Here is a 15,194-nt window from a genome sequence, read left to right as displayed (position 1 = left end):
ACGCGTGAACGCCGGTACCCCGCTGACCTTGCCACCGGACTTGCGTGCGCGCCTGCGCCTGCTGCGGCTGCGGCCGCGCCTGGCCAGCGGTGCCAGTGGCATCGGCCAGCACGCCAGCCGCAGCCGCGGTTCCGGCCTCGAGTTCGCCCAGTACCGTGCCTACGAGCCGGGAGACGAACTGCGCCAGATCGACTGGAAGCTATACGCGCGCTCGGACCGCTTTTTCGTGCGCGAATCCGAACGCGAAAGCCCGATCACGGTCTGGCTGCTGCTCGATGCCACCGCCTCGGCCGGCCAGGCCGATCGCGCGGCACCGCAGCGCACGCGCCTGGACCACATGCGCGGCGTGGCCGCCTGCGTGGTGGAACTGGCGCTGCAGCAGGGCGACCGTTTCGGCCTGCTGGCGATCAATGGCGATGGCCTGCGGCTGGTTCCCGCGGCGAACGGCGCACGCCAGCGCGACCGTGTGCATCTGCAACTGCATGCCTTGCAGGCGCGCGGCGCCTGGCCCGCGCCTGATCGCCTGCGCCCGCTGTGGGAACGCGTGCGCCCGGGCGACCTGCTGCTGGCAATCGGTGATGGCTTCGACGACGCCGGCATCGTGTTGCTCGAACAGCTGGCCAGCGCACGCCGCGAAGTGGCACTGCTGCAGATCCTGACCGCCGACGAGCGCGACTTCCCGTTCGACGCCGGCCACCGCTTCCGCGACCCGGAGACCGGCGAGGAACTGCTGGGCGACGGCGCGGCGATCCGCGCCGATTACCTGCAGCGCTTCGCTGACGCACGCAGCGCATTACGTGCGCGCCTGCAGGCCAGCGGCATCGCCAGTGCCACCGGCTGGCTCGACCAACCGTTGGACCAGCCGCTGCAGGCGCTGTTCGGCCGTGGGGGCGCTGCATGACCCTGCTGTTCCCGCTCGGCCTGGCCGCTCTCGCCGCAGGGCTGCTGCCGCTGCTGATCCACCTGGCCCGGCGCCATCCGTACACGCCACTGGATTTCGCTGCACTGCGCTGGCTGCGTGCACAGATCCGGCCGCGCCAGCGCATCCGCTTCGATGACTGGCCGTTGCTTCTGGTGCGGCTGCTGTTGCTGGCTGCATTGGCCTTTCTGCTGGCACGACCTGCGTTGACCGGCCCTGCCCCTGTCCCCGCTGCCTGGACGGTAGTGGCACCTGGGATGGACGCCGCCGCACTGCGCGGCACCGCCGAAGAGGGCAACTGGCATTGGCTGGCACCTGGCTTCCCCGCCATCGATCAGGCACCACCGGCATCCAGCGCATCCCTGCCCAGCCTGTTGCGCGAACTGGACGCACAGCTGCCCGCGGGCACCGCGTTGACCGTGCACGTTCCCGATCCCCTGCCCGGCCTGGATGGCGCCCGCCTGCAGCTGTCGCGCGACGTGCAATGGCACACGCAGCCGATGCCGGTCACACCGCCGCAGACTGCAGCGGCATTGCCGCAGCTGCGCGCGCACGGCGGGGCATCCGCCACTGCCCAGCACTGGTTGAACGCACTGCGGCGCGCGTGGGGCGTGCAGGCAACGCTCGCTCCGCTGTCGGTGGATGCCCTGCCCGAACGCGGCGAGATCGGCGTGTGGAGCCGCAGCGATGCACTGCCGGCGAACTGGCAGGCGTGGCTGCGCGACGGCGGTCGTGTCATCACCGCCGGCAAGCCCGCTGCCGACGCCCGCATCCTGCTGCGCGACGCGGAGGGCGCACCGCTGCTGTGGCAACAACGCGTCGGCCACGGCTATCTGCTGGCGCTGCCGGGCGACTGGAATACCACGAGCAACGCCGCGCTGCGCGATCCGAAGTTGCCGCGTGCCCTGCTGCTGGCGCTGCAGCCACCCACGGCTCCGCGCCTGGGCGATGCACGTGACCAGGCACCGCAGCGGGCCGCATTGCCTGCTGCAACACCACCGCTGCGTGAGCCGACGCCTTGGCTGTTGCTGGCTATCGTGCTGCTGTTCGCCCTGGAACGCTGGATGGCCAGCAGCGCCCGCCGCAGGATGGCCGCATGAATACCTTGCAGCACGCCTGGCAACGTGCGCGCCGGCGCCGTGCGCTCATCACCCTGCTGCTGGGCCTGCCATGGGCGCTGGCTGCGGCGGGGCTGGCCCTGCGTCTGGCAGGTTTCGATATCGCCTGCGTCGTCGGTACGATCAGCCTGCTCGCGTGTGCGGGCTTCGCCACTGCGCATGCCCGCCAACTGGACCGGCAGTGGCTGCAACGCCACCTTGATGGCAGCGGTGCCAGCGAGGACAGTGCCGATCTGCTGTTCGCCGATGCCGCCACGCTCAATCCGCTGCAGCAGCGCCAGCGTGCGCATGTGCTGGCCACGCTGGAACGCGCGATGCCGGAGCTGCGTCCACACTGGCCGCCTGGGGCATTGGCGCTGTGCTGGATCGCAGGCCTGGCCATTGTTGTGCTGGCAGCCGGCTGGCCACGTTCGAACCCCGGTTCCGCGCCAGTCCGCACGTCGGCGCCCGGCAGCACGGCCGCCGCAGGCCCGCTACGCCTGCAGTCCACCCGCCTGCGCATCGACGCACCGGTCTATACCGGCCAGGCCACGCTTACCCAGAATGCGCTGGACGCCAAGGTCGCCGCCGACAGCCGACTGTCCTGGTCGCTGCGCTTCGACCGCGCACCGGACAAGGCATGGCTGCAGTTCCACGATGGTCGCAGGTTGCCGCTGAGCGAGCACGAAGGACAGTGGCAGGCGCAGGATGTGGCACGCGCGCCGGTGCTGTACCGCGTGGTGAGCGAACCGGCACTGGCAGAGACCCGCCTGCATCGGCTGGATGTGGTGGCCGACCGTGCACCCAGCGTGCGCGTACTGGAGCCCACGGCCAGCCTGGTGCTGGGCACGCCGGGGCAACGACAGTGGGCACTGCGCTTCGAAGCCAACGACGATTACGGTGTCGCGGCGCAGGCAACGCTGTCGATCACCACCACCCAGGGCAGCGGTGAGAACATCACCTTCGTGAAGCGCAGCGTCACGCTTGCCGGCAGCGGCGAAGCCACCGCGCGGCGTTTCGCCCACACCCTGGATCTGGCGTCGCTGGGCGCGCAGCCCGGCAACGATGTGATCGCCCAGCTGGAGGTGCGCGACAATCATGCACCCACGCCGCAGACCGGGCGCAGCAGCAGCGTGATCCTGCGCCTGCCCAGCGCCGAAGTCGCGCTTGGTGCAGAGCTCGAGGGCCGCATCAAGAAGACCCTGCCTGCGTACTTCCGCAGCCAGCGGCAGATCATCATCGATGCCGAAGCCCTGATCCGGCAGCGACGCAGCCTGGCCGCCGAGGACTTCGTGAAGCGCAGCGATGCGATCGGTGTCGACCAGCGCATCCTGCGCCTGCGCTACGGCCAGTTCCTGGGCGAGGAAAGCGAAGGTGCGCCGAAGCCACCGCCGACCAGCGACCTGCCCACCAGCGATACGCCGGTCGCCGGCGACCACGACGACGATCACGATCACGAACATGGCGCCGATGCCGGCGCGCACGATGCGCATGGCCATGATCACGGCGGCAAGCCGGCTAATGCCGATACGCCACCGGTGTTCGGCAGCGACACCGACGTGCTCTCCGAGTATGGCCACACCCATGACCACGCCGAAGCGGCGACCCTGCTCGATCCGCAGACCCGCGCCACGTTGAAGGCAGCGCTGGACCAGATGTGGTCGGCCGAAGGCGAGCTGCGCCAGGGGCGTCCGGAACAGGCATTGCCCTTCGCCTACAAGGCGCTGGGCTTCATCAAGCAGGTGCAGCAGGCCGAGCGCATCTACCTGGCCCGGGTCGGGCCGGAGCTGCCACCCATCGATGAAAGCCGCCGGCTGGGCGGTGATCGCGCCGGACTAGCCAGTCGCGAACTGCCATTGGCCGCGCGCACCCCGCCCGATCCGGCCATCGTTGAAGCCTGGCAGCGCCTCGGTGATGACAACGGCGCACCGGATCTCGATGCGCTCGCGGCCTGGCAGCAGCGCAACGCGGCCTACCTGCCCGATGCATTGGATCTGGCTGCGGCCATCGAGCAGCTGCGCATCGAGCCCGACTGCATCGACTGTCGCCAGCGCCTGCGTGCGCAGCTGTGGCGCGCGCTGCAGCGTCCACTGCCGCAGGCGATGCGGCGCAGTGCGGCCGATGCGATGGGCCAGCGCTACCTCGATGCGCTGGAGGCGCAGCCATGACCGCCACCAGCCTGAACCTGTGGATTGCGCTGGCACTCACTCTGGTCGTGGTCATCGCCAGCGTGCGCCAGTTGCGTGGAAGCACAACGCACCCTGGCCGCCGGTGGAGCGTGATCTCACTGCAGGTCATCGTCGCCACGCTGCTGTACTTCTGCCTGATGCCGCCCACCCGCCAGCAGCCCGCAGGCGGGCTGGTCGTGCTTGGCGTCGATGCCGGCAAGGCCGGCGCACCCCCGGCCAGCGAAGGCCCGCTGTTGCTGTTGCCCGAAGCTGCCGATGTGCCCGGCGCACAGCGCGTTCCCGACCTGGCCACCGCGCTGCGCCAGCATCCGGCCGCCACGCTGACGCTGGTCGGTGCAGGCCTGGCCGCACGTGACCGCGACGCGCTGCTGCCACCGGATATACGTTGGCAGGCTGCACCGGAGCCGCGCGGCTGGATCGCGCTGCAAGCACCGGCCGATGTGGCCCCCGGTGCACGCTTCGAAGTACTGGCCCAGGCGCGTGGCGCGGCAAAGGCCAAAGCAGAACTGCTCGACCCGGCCGACAGCGTAGTCGATCGCACGGACGTTGCCGACGACGGCCGCGTGCAGCTGAGCGGCATCGCCCGCGCCGAAGGCCGCAGCGTGTTCAAGCTGCGCCTGCTCGATGCCGACGGCCATGTGGTGGACAGCGTCCCGGTGCCGCAGCAGACCCTGCCGGCCGCACCGCTGCGCCTGCTGGTGCGCGCCAGTGCGCCGGGCCCAGAGCTGAAGTACCTGCGCCGCTGGGCGGTCGATGCCGGCATCCGTGTGCAGGTGCAGGCGGATACCGGGGCCGGACTCAGCATCGGCGATGGCGCGGTGGCGATTGATGCAGCATCGCTCACGCGCAGCGATCTGCTGCTGCTGGACGAGCGCAGCCTCGTAGTATTGAGTGCGGGCCAGCTGGCCGCCGTGCGCCAGGCGCTGCGCGATGGATTGGGCGTGCTGGTCCGCAGCGCGGGCGCACCTTCGGCCAGTGCGCGCCAGCGCCTGCGCGATCTGGGCCTGCCCGTGCAGGGTGATGGCAGCAGCCACCCCGTCGGACTTCCCGGCGATGGCGAAGGCGCGATCCTCGCCGCACGCCGTGGCCCGCTCGCCGCCGGCACATTGCCCACCGGCTACGGCGAAGAGGCCGACCGCAGCTCGCACGGTGCCGCGCTGCCTTCGCTGGAAGCACTGGCGTTGCAGGCGCCGGGCGGCAGCGCGCTGCTGCACGATCGTGCCGGCAATGCCATCGGTGGCTGGCGCGCGGTCGGCAAGGGCCGCATCGGCCTGCTGCCCATCACCGACAGCTGGCGTTGGGTGCTGGCCGGCCGCGATGACCGCCACGGCGAACTCTGGAGCGACGCGGTGGCCACGTTGGCACGCGCGCAGGACAGCGCTGATGCACTGTGGTCACCGCAGCCGATCGCCTGGGCAGGTGAACGACAGGCGCTGTGCGGTGTGCAGGCACCACTGCAGGCCTTCAACAAACGCGGCGACGACGTGCCCCTGATCGTCGATGGCACGGCGTCGGCGCTGCGCTGCGCCGGCTGGTGGCCCCGTGAGGCAGGCTGGCAACGCCTGCAGCATGGCGACAGCGTTGTCTGGCGCTACGTGTTCGACCCGAAGGATGCACCGACGCTGCATCGACAGGTGATGATCGATGCGACCACGCGGGCGTTGGCTGCCAGCACGCTGGCAGACGCGTCGGTGGTGCAACCCGTGCCGGGGTCGCGCTGGCCGTGGTGGCTGGCGTTCGTGCTGTGCGCCTCGCTGCTGTGGTGGCTGGAGCGGCGGCGCTGACCGCATCGATTGAATCGCGGGCAGCACCCACGCGTGGCGTGGATCTACCGGCCCCATCCCTCATGCGCCCTTCAACGTTTTCCGGCGCGCCGGTACACACCGTTGAAACGCACGTTCATGCCACCGCATTCGCTGTTGTCGGCCACGATCAGCACCTCACCCAGCGAGTGCACGCGCACCCGGCACGTGTCCTCGGCGAACTCGACATCGGCACCCTGCGGTATGGCACGCGCTTTCACCTGGCCCAGGTTCGGCCCATACGGGCGCTGTTCCGGCGTGGGGTTGGCGGAGGGCCAGTAGGCGTCGCCATCCACGTGCAGTTGTCCACCCTGCACGGTGATGCGCAGGCCGTTGTCGCCATCTTTCCAGTGGCCCGTCCAGTCCTGCAGCGTGGGCACGGCTACCGGCAACGGTTGCAGCTTGCTGCGGTCGACCCAGCCGGCGCTGCCGCCCACCTTGTTCGGGAAGAACGCGCAGCGGTAACGGCCCAGGTCGCGAGCGGTCACCACCGTATCGCCGTTGACCACATAGCTGCGCTGGCGGCAGGCCGGTTCGCCCTTGGCGGGGCAGCCATCCATGTCGCCGAGCAGGTACAGGCGCGGTACATCGACCACCCGCGCCAGCGCGAACCGGCTCTGTTCGGAGGGGAATGCGCCATTGCGGCAGGCGCCGCCATCGGCGATATCGGACGCGAAGGCGGAGGCCGGCAGCAACGCGGCCAGCAGGCAGAACGAACGCAGGGACATGACAGCATTACCGGTGGGGGGCCAGCAGCATATACCGGCCTACTTCACTGGCGCTGTGTCGCCGGCATCCTGCTCCTGTGAGAACCGCAGCGCGCGCTGCTGCTGTTCGGCGCTGAGCTCTGGCGGTGGCCGCGCCACGGCCGCCTGGATCTGGTCCGGCCCGCCGGTGAGTTTGTTGATGCCTTTGGCTGCCGCCATCACACCCTTGACCACGCCCATCATGATGTAGCCACCGCCCATGCTGACCTGCTCCGGCGACGGCGGCTCGCTCCAGTCACGGCTGAAGCGGTTGTCGCCGAACTTCACCGGGTTCTTGAAGCGGTACAGGTCCAGCGGTTCGTCATCGGGCTTGAGCGCACGCACTTCGCCCAGGGTGGTGACATTGTCCTGCGGCAGGGTGGTGGAGATCGGCGCGGCAGGTGCTGCCGGGGCATCAGCAGGGGGAGCGGGCACAGGATCGGACACCGCTACCGGCGCTGCCTGCTGCGCCTGCGCGATGCCCGCCAGCAACAGGCTGGCCAGCAGTGCTCCCTGCGTTCCCGGTCGTGCCACAGCCATCCACCCTGTTGGTTGCGTCCAGTGAACAAGGATACGGATGCGGGCTTCAGATTTCGTTGGCATCGGCGGGGGCATTCAGGGTGTGTCACGCATCGTCGCTGCGCGGACCGGGCACCGAAGTTTGCAACGAACTTCATTCCCCTCGGGGCGCGGGGACGGCATCCTGCGGTTTTCCCGGTAAGGCCCTCCTTGATGACAGCTCCCTCCACACGCCCGCCGCGTCGGCCAGTCGCCTGCTGATGTCGCGCGCGGCAGTACTGGTTGGTCTGGCGGTCGTGTGCCTGATGGTCATCGCGACCGCAGCCGAATGGACATCGCGTGTCCGCGCAGGCATCGCCTCGCTGCGCCGGAGCAGCACGCTGCGGACGCTGGGCGCGGACGAACACATGGCACTGGCACCGGTGCGCGCGTTGACCGGCTGCGACCATGACGACCAGATAAAGCGGCTGAGTGGCGCCTTCACCGGCGGGGCGTGGCGGAACAGCTTCCCGGTCGGTGACGGCTTTCTGGCTGGCATTCCCGTGCTGGTGCCAAGACAGGCATGGCCCTACCTCTCGGAAGACAATGAAGCTGACATGGTACTGGGTGATCACGTGGCCATGGTGGTGCGTCTCAATGGCTTCACCATCGCTGCTGCACGGCCGGATGCAGCCACCAGCCGCGTCTGTGGCGAGCGCCTGGAGACACCCGAAGAAATCTCGATGCGACGGGGTCCCGGCCTGCGCCCGTCCCCGCTGCTGATTGCCGCACTGGCGCTGTGGGCCGCCACCGGCGTCCCGGGCCTGCTCGCCATGCCGTTGCTCGCCATCGCCGGTCTTGCGGCCTGGCTGGGCTTCCCTCGCCGCAACGGCCCTGCGACAGCGCAGCGCGTGCTGCGGGTCCGCGGGCGCCTGCGCGCGTACCAGCGTACTGCCCAGACATCACGGGTGTGGTTGCTGGGCAATGACCGGCGTGTGCAGCTTCCAGCGGAATGGGAGCACGCTGCGGCATTCTCCCGCAGGCGCTCGATGCTGCTGGATGTGCGCGCCTGTGACGGCGCAGTGCTGGGCGCTGGCACGGCGTGGTGCCTGGCCAGCGACCGACGCCGCTATCCGCCCCCGGGAGGGTCCTGGCAACTGGCGTGGCTGGGCCTGCTGCTGTGCGTGCTGGTCTTCGGCGCCGCCTGGATGCCGTGGTCGCAGCGCCTGGAGCCGGGCTGGCCGCTTGCGTCTGGGTGGCGGGCGGCGGCATTGCTGGCGTTGGGCTGGCACGCGATGCGGATTGTGATCTGCATGGTGCAGTTCCTCCGCCGCAATGAGGCGCTTGACGCGGATATCGCGCAGCGTCCGGACCCGTGGCACTGAACGGTTCACGCCCCTCGCGCGCGATGTCTCACATCCTGAGACGTGGATGTGGTGCCATGTGACCCCTCGCAATCCGTCCCGGCTCCACTTTCCATGGCCTACGAACTCGCCAAGCGCACCGCCGACGCCGAGCAGAAGCTCGCCACCCGCGACGGCCTGCCCGCCCGCGACGGCGCCCTGCTCAGCGCGCGCCTGCAGCGCCGCTACCAGGACCGCATCACCGGCAGCTTCGCCATTCCCGGCCGCGAAGGCCGCTACGCGCCCTTTCCCAGGTCGGTGCCGCCGGCCCTGGCCGCGGCCCTGAAGGCACGCGGCATCGAGCAGCTCTACAGCCACCAGGCCGAGGCCTGGGAGGCCAGCCAGCGTGGTGAGCACGTGGCCATCGTCACCCCCACCGCCAGCGGCAAGTCGCTGTGCTACACCCTGCCCGTGGTCAGCGCGGCGATGCAGGACAAGGCCAAGGCGCTGTACCTGTTCCCGACCAAGGCGCTGGCACAGGACCAGGTGGCCGAGCTGCTGGAACTCAACCGTGCTGGCGATCTGGGCGTCAAGGCCTTCACCTTCGATGGCGATACCCCGGGTGATGCGCGCCAGGCGATCCGCCTGCATGGCGACATCGTGGTGTCCAATCCGGACATGCTGCACCAGGCGATCCTGCCGCATCACACCAAGTGGGCGCAGTTCTTCGAGAACCTGCGCTACATCGTCATCGACGAAGTACACACCTACCGCGGCGTGTTCGGCAGCCACGTCACCAACGTGCTGCGCCGGCTCAAGCGCATCTGCGCGTTCTACGGCGTGCAACCGCAGTTCATCCTGTGCTCGGCCACCATCGGCAACCCGCAGGCACATGCCGAGGCGCTGATCGAGGCGCCGGTCACCGCCATCACCGAATCCGGCGCGCCCAGCGGGCCGAAACAGGTGCTGCTGTGGAACCCGCCGGTGATCAATCCGGACCTGGGCCTGCGCGCCTCGGCGCGGTCGCAGAGCAACCGCATCGCGCGCATCGCGATCAAGTCCGGGCTGAAGACCCTGGTGTTCGCGCAGACCCGGTTGATGGTCGAAGTGCTGACCAAGTACCTGAAGGACATCTTCGACCACGACCCGCGCAAACCGCCGCGCATCCGCGCCTACCGCGGTGGCTACCTGCCCACCGAGCGGCGCGAGACCGAGCGCGCGATGCGTGCCGGCAACATCGACGGCATCGTCAGCACGTCGGCGCTGGAACTGGGCGTGGATATCGGCAGCCTGGACGTGGTCATCCTCAATGGTTACCCCGGCAGCGTGGCCGCCACCTGGCAGCGCTTTGGCCGTGCCGGTCGCCGCCAGCAGCCCGCGCTGGGGGTGATGGTGGCCAGTTCGCAGCCGCTGGACCAGTACGTGGTGCGACATCCGGATTTCTTCGCCGAGGCCTCGCCCGAGCACGCGCGTATCGCGCCGGACCAGCCGCTGATCCTGTTCGACCATATCCGGTGCGCGGCCTTCGAGCTGCCGTTCCGGGTCGGCGATGGCTTCGGCCCGATCGATCCGGAGGTATTCCTGGAAGCGCTGGCAGAGACCGAAGTGATCCACCGCGAAGGCGAGCGCTGGGAATGGATTGCCGACAGTTATCCCGCCAATGCGGTCAGCCTGCGCGCGGTGGCCGACGGTAACTTCGTGGTGGTCGACCGCAGCGATGGCCGCCAGCAGATCATCGCCGAGGTCGATTACTCCGCCGCCGCACTCACCCTGTACGAAGGGGCGATCCACATGGTGCAGTCCACCCCGTACCAGGTGGAGACGCTGGACTGGGAGGGCCGCAAGGCCTACGTCACCCGTACCCACGTGGACTACTACACCGACAGCATCGACTTCACCAAGCTCAAGGTGCTGGACCGTTTCGACGGCGGCGTGGCCGGCCGTGGCGATTCGCACCATGGCGAAGTGCATGTAGTGCGGCGCGTGGCCGGCTACAAGAAGATCCGCTATTACACCCACGAAAACATCGGCTACGGCCCGGTGAACCTGCCTGACCAGGAACTGCACACCACGGCGGTGTGGTGGCAGCTGCCTCAGGCGCTGCTGCTGCGTGCGTTCGCCAGCAAGCAGGATGCGCTGGATGGTTTTCTCGGCGCCGCCTACGCGCTGCACATCGTTGCCACCGTGGCGGTGATGGCCGATGCGCGCGACCTGCAGAAGTCGGTCGGCAACGGCGATGGTTCCTGGTTCGCCATCGCCGACCAGAGTGGCCGTGGCCAGCTACGCGGCAGCGAGGGCGATCCCGCTGGAGTGGAGCTGCTGCAGGAATTCGTGCCCACCGTGTACCTGTACGACAATTTCCCCGGCGGTGTCGGCCTCAGCGAACCGCTGTGGCAACGCCAGGCCGAGCTGGTGCAGCGCGCGCGCGAACTGGTGCAGCGCTGCGACTGCAAGGCTGGCTGCCCGGCCTGCGTGGGTCCGGTGCTGGCCGCGCAGGAAGACGATGAGACTTCGCCGCGCACGCTGGCGCTGCGCGTGCTCGACCTGTTCGATGCCGACGCCTGCCAGCATGTGCCCGACGTGGTGATCACCACGCGCGAGCCGATGGAGTTGCTGGCACCGTGAGCCTGAGCCTGGACAAGCTGCGCCTGCTGCGGAAGCAGGCCGGCGACCCGAAGGCGATCACACCGGCCGCGCCGGACGCGCCCCCTGCGCCACCGGCGCCCGTGGCCGCCAACGATGCGCGGCAACCACCGGCCGAACGTTCGGTGTTCGCCTGGGTCGAACAGGAAATCCGCCACAAGCCGACCGGCGCTGCGGCCTCCGCACCGGCACCCGTACCGCTGCGTCGGCCGGAAGTAGGCAGCCTGCATCGCCTGCTCGGCCTGCGCTCCCGCGGCAGTACCACGCCGGCACGCGCCAGCGCACAGGATCGTCAGCTGCCCGGCGAGCAGATCGCACCGGGCCTGTTCCTGATCGAATCGCTGCAGCCGCAACCAATCCCTACCGCCCCGCTGTCATTGGCCTTCGCCAAGCGCGAGGACCAGCACGTAGCTGCGCGCGACCTGCTGTTCTTCGATACCGAGACCACCGGCCTGGCCGGTGGCACCGGCACGCGTGCCTTCATGATCGGCGCGGCCGACTGGTACGTGTGCCCGCAGCGTGGCGAAGGCCTGCGCATCCGCCAGCTGCTGATGTCCACCATGGCTGCGGAAGAAGCGATGCTGGCCACCTTCGCCAGCTGGCTGCAGCCCTCCACCGTGTTCTGCAGCTACAACGGCCGCAGCTACGACGCGCCGCTGCTGAAGGCGCGCTACCGGCTGGCGCGCCAACGCGATCCGATCACCGCGCTGGACCATGTGGACCTGCTCTACCCCACCCGTCGCCGCTATCGCGGCACCTGGGAGAACTGCAAGCTGTCCACCATCGAGCGGCAATTGCTGCGCGTGGTCCGCGAGGACGACCTGCCCGGTTCGGAAGCACCCGGTGCATGGCTGCGTTTCCTGCGTGGCGGCGACGCGGTGAACCTGCGCCGGGTGGCCGAGCACAACCACCAGGACGTGGTGACCCTGGCCCTGCTGCTGCAACGGCTGGTGCACGAGGAGCAGCGCGAGCGCGAGACGCTGGCGCTGGTCGGGCAGTAATGACACGGGGCAGCGTTGACATGCCCTGACGGTGGCAGCGGTGACACTGCCGCCACCATCCACACCTGGAGCTCGACGATGCGCCTCAATCCCCTGGTCCTGCTCGCCATCCTGCCCTTGGCCGCCTGCAGCCATGCCGGCAGCAGTACCGCGCATGAGACCACGCCGCCACCGGCGGCCGATGGCCCGCATGAGTGCCAGCCCGACAAGCTTGAACCCTTCACCGGCAAGACCGCCGACGAGGCCACCGTGAAGCAGCTGGTCAGCGCCAGCGGCGCGCGCAATGCACGGGTGGTCAAGCCTGGCATGGCGGTGACCATGGACTTCCGCCAGGACCGCGTGACCGTGCAGGTGGATGCGCAGAACCGCATCGAACGCGCCAGCTGCGGTTGATGTTCCGCTGGTAGCGCCGGGCCATGCCCGGCGCCTTCCCTCTTCAGGTGTGCCGCTGCGCTCGCCGGGCATGGCCCGGCGCTACCGCCGTTTCAGAGGCGCTCGGCCTTGCCGCTGGCCAGTGCACGCGCGATCACCTGCTGTGCCTGCTGCGATGCCTGCGCATGCACACGTGCCTGGCGCTCACCCAGCGCGGCCTGCTGGCTGCCCAGTGCCGCCTGGCGGCTGGCCAGTTCAGACTGCTGGTTGGCCAGACGCCGCATGTCACGGGTGCGGCCGGACTGCGTGGCCTCGCTGCGGGCTTCCTGCATCGCACGACGTGCCTCGGCAGCGGCCTCGCGTGCAGCCTCACGCGCAACGGCCATATCGCCGGTTGCACCGCGCGCTGCCTTCGCCGCTTCCGCGGCGGCCTCACGGTTGATGTCGTGGGCGGCCATCGCATTGCGTGCAGCCTCGGCGGCAATCAGTGCGATGCGGCGCGACTCCTCGCCCTGCAGGCGGCTCATCTCACCCATCTGCCTGCCGAGTTCGCCCTGCTGGCGACCCAGCGCACTCTGCTGGCGGCCCAGTTCGCTCTGCTGGCGACCCAGCTCTGCGGCACCACTGTAGGCACGCTGCAGGCTCTGGATCAGCATCGGGTCGCGCACCACATAGCGCTTGTCGCCCTGGCGGAACCACAGCGCCGGGCCCTTGCCGAGCTGCCTGCGGGCCACCGTCACGTCGTCCATGCCGCCGTTGGCGAAAGTCGAATCACCATCGACCAGCACAAAGGCCTCCCGGGGCGACTTGCCCAGGTCCAGGCGGCCGTAGGTGGTGATGGAGCGGGCGGCCGACACCGTGCCTTCATCGTCTTCGGCCATGCCGGTGGCATCGTCGACGTCGGCCACGTCGGCATCGTCGGGCCCGGTCGCGTCAGCAGGTTCGGCCGGGGCTGCCGGTGCGGCAGGTGCCGCTGGGGCAGCCGCGGCCGCCGGCGGTGCGGACGGTGCTTCCGGGGCCTTAGGCGGTGGCGGCGCCACGGCCTTCGGCGCGGCCGGAGGGGCGGGCGGGGCGGGCGGCACCGGCGCTGCGACCAGCCGCATCGGCGCCACGCCCACCACCACCACCGCAGCGGTCAGCGCCACCGCCAGCAGACGCGGGCAGGACCGGGGCGACTGCAGCGAAAGCAGGCGACGCTTGAGGCTGGTGGTGCTCGGTGCGGCGCTGGCCACGCCCAGATGCGGCTGCGGGGCCACGCCCAACTGCAGCAACAGGCGGCCATAGGCCTGGCGGCTGGCGCCATGTTGGCCAACCACCGCTGCATCCACCGCTTCCTCGCGCGCCTGTGCATATTCACGCACCGACAGGCGCAGCAGCGGGTGGAAGAAGAACAGGTGCTGGGCCAGTGCAGGCAGCAGGCCCCATTGCAGGTCACGCCGCTGCAGGTGCTGCAGTTCGTGGGTCAGGGCCAGGTCCAGCGCATCGCCCTGCAGGGCATTGTCGCCGGCCGGCAGCAGCAGCACCGGGCGGAACGGCCCGACCAGCTGCGGTGCGTCCACCTGCGTGCTCATCCACAACCGCGGCGCAGGACGCACGCCGTGCGCATCGGAGGCCAGCTGCAGCGCCTGTACCAGCGCCTCGTCCTCGCAGGGATAGGCCGCAGCCAGCAGTGCGCGGCAGCGGCGCCACTCACCCAAGGTGCGCAGCGCCATCAGCAGCACGCCGGATGCCCACAGCGCAGCCAGTGCAACCGCCCACCACGCCACTGCCGGCACGTCCGCTGCAGGCATCGGCATCGCGGCCAGCAACTGTGCCGAGGCCTCCGGGGCCAGCGGGTAGACCATGTCAGCGGCCACGTCGGTTGCGGTCATCGCCACCGCCTGCGGGGCCGGCAGCCAGGGCAACTGCAACGGCTGGCTCCAGAACAGGCCGAGCACGGCCTGCAGCGAGACCAGCCACCACAGGCGGCAGCGGGTGGCCGCCGACAGCGACGGCAGCACGCGGCACAGGCCGTACACCAGCACCACCAGCAGTACGGTCTGCAGGCTGGTCCAGCCCAGCCGTTCCAGCATCGGGATCAGCATCGTGGTGTCCATGGCTCAGCCCTCGTGGCGACGCGATTGGAGTTGGGCGACCAGCGCTTCCAGCTCGGCCAGCTCGTTGTCGCTGACCTGCTGGCGCTGCGACAGGTAGGCCACGAACGGCGACACCGAGCCCTGCAGGGTGTTGTCGACGAACTGGGCCACGGCACCCTGCAGCACGCTCTGCGGGCCACGGGTGGCCTGGTAGCGGTAGACGCCGTCCTGCTGCCGGCGCTGAAGATACCCCTTCGCCCGCAGCCGCTCCATCATCGTCAGCACGGTGGAACGGGCCAGGCCTCGGGCCTCTCCATACCCACTGGCGACCTCGCCGACGCTGGCCGGCGCATGTTCATCAATGTACTGCAGCAGGGCCAGCTCCTGGTCCCCGATGGTCTTGCCACGCATGACACCACTCCCTTGACTACACGTGTCGCCACTGTCAGCTTGACGACAGCTGTAGTCAACCCCCCGGAAGTCATGGGCCGACGAACGGTAGCGGCGCC

At 69.6% G+C, this 15,194-nt stretch carries 12 protein-coding genes; 8 read left to right on the top strand and 4 right to left on the bottom strand.

Features of this window, described 5'->3' with window-relative positions:
• Positions 1-4 precede the first annotated feature (4 nt).
• The 4 genes from AC5P6A_RS16770 to AC5P6A_RS16755 are packed head-to-tail and all read left to right on the top strand — an operon-like array spanning position 5 to position 5,989.
• Complete coding sequence (locus AC5P6A_RS16770) at positions 5-901, top strand: DUF58 domain-containing protein (RefSeq protein ID WP_346715195.1); 897 nt, start codon at positions 5-7, stop codon at positions 899-901.
• Positions 898-2,019, top strand: coding sequence for a BatA domain-containing protein (locus AC5P6A_RS16765; protein ID WP_155028763.1), 1,122 nt, complete (start codon positions 898-900; stop codon positions 2,017-2,019). The genes AC5P6A_RS16770 and AC5P6A_RS16765 overlap by 4 nt, the downstream gene beginning before the upstream one ends.
• Complete coding sequence (locus AC5P6A_RS16760; protein ID WP_346715196.1) at positions 2,016-4,184, top strand: hypothetical protein; 2,169 nt, start codon at positions 2,016-2,018, stop codon at positions 4,182-4,184. Before AC5P6A_RS16765 ends, AC5P6A_RS16760 begins: the two co-directional genes overlap by 4 nt.
• Entirely contained in the window at positions 4,181-5,989 is a 1,809-nt protein-coding gene (locus AC5P6A_RS16755; RefSeq protein ID WP_346715197.1) for a hypothetical protein, read from the top strand. The genes AC5P6A_RS16760 and AC5P6A_RS16755 overlap by 4 nt, the downstream gene beginning before the upstream one ends.
• Positions 5,990-6,060: 71 nt before the next feature.
• Here AC5P6A_RS16755 and AC5P6A_RS16750 read toward each other — a convergent pair whose 3' ends face one another.
• Complete coding sequence (locus AC5P6A_RS16750) at positions 6,061-6,735, bottom strand: hypothetical protein (protein WP_346715198.1); 675 nt, start codon at positions 6,733-6,735, stop codon at positions 6,061-6,063.
• Positions 6,736-6,774: 39 nt separating this feature from the next.
• Entirely contained in the window at positions 6,775-7,293 is a 519-nt protein-coding gene (locus tag AC5P6A_RS16745) for a hypothetical protein (RefSeq protein ID WP_134729794.1), read from the bottom strand.
• Between AC5P6A_RS16745 and AC5P6A_RS16740 the strand changes: the two genes are divergently transcribed.
• The 4 genes from AC5P6A_RS16740 to AC5P6A_RS16725 all read left to right on the top strand — a co-directional run bounded on the left by AC5P6A_RS16740 (position 7,260) and on the right by AC5P6A_RS16725 (position 12,631).
• The gene (locus tag AC5P6A_RS16740; protein ID WP_495222355.1) at positions 7,260-8,636 is read left to right on the top strand and encodes a hypothetical protein; all 1,377 of its coding nucleotides are present in this window, start codon (positions 7,260-7,262) and stop codon (positions 8,634-8,636) included. The genes AC5P6A_RS16745 and AC5P6A_RS16740 overlap by 34 nt on opposite strands.
• 93 nt (positions 8,637-8,729) lie before the next feature.
• Positions 8,730-11,219, top strand: coding sequence for a DEAD/DEAH box helicase (locus AC5P6A_RS16735; protein ID WP_346715200.1), 2,490 nt, complete (start codon positions 8,730-8,732; stop codon positions 11,217-11,219).
• A complete protein-coding gene (locus AC5P6A_RS16730) occupies positions 11,216-12,238 on the top strand; it encodes a ribonuclease H-like domain-containing protein (protein ID WP_346715201.1) in 1,023 nt (340 codons plus the stop codon). The genes AC5P6A_RS16735 and AC5P6A_RS16730 overlap by 4 nt, the downstream gene beginning before the upstream one ends.
• A 78-nt stretch (positions 12,239-12,316) precedes the next feature.
• On the top strand, positions 12,317-12,631 hold the full coding sequence (locus tag AC5P6A_RS16725) for an I78 family peptidase inhibitor (protein ID WP_019661967.1): 315 nt from the start codon (positions 12,317-12,319) through the stop codon (positions 12,629-12,631).
• A 92-nt stretch (positions 12,632-12,723) separates the two neighbouring features.
• Here AC5P6A_RS16725 and AC5P6A_RS16720 read toward each other — a convergent pair whose 3' ends face one another.
• Both AC5P6A_RS16720 and AC5P6A_RS16715 read right to left on the bottom strand, forming a co-directional pair.
• Complete coding sequence (locus tag AC5P6A_RS16720; protein WP_346715202.1) at positions 12,724-14,706, bottom strand: M56 family metallopeptidase; 1,983 nt, start codon at positions 14,704-14,706, stop codon at positions 12,724-12,726.
• 3 nt (positions 14,707-14,709) lie between these two features.
• Entirely contained in the window at positions 14,710-15,096 is a 387-nt protein-coding gene (locus AC5P6A_RS16715) for a BlaI/MecI/CopY family transcriptional regulator (RefSeq protein ID WP_019661969.1), read from the bottom strand.
• Positions 15,097-15,194: the final 98 nt, after the last annotated feature.

It is taken from the genome of Stenotrophomonas sp. YJH_SMC_20 (assembly GCF_059367845.1).
This window is presented reverse-complemented; position numbering and strand designations above follow the sequence as displayed.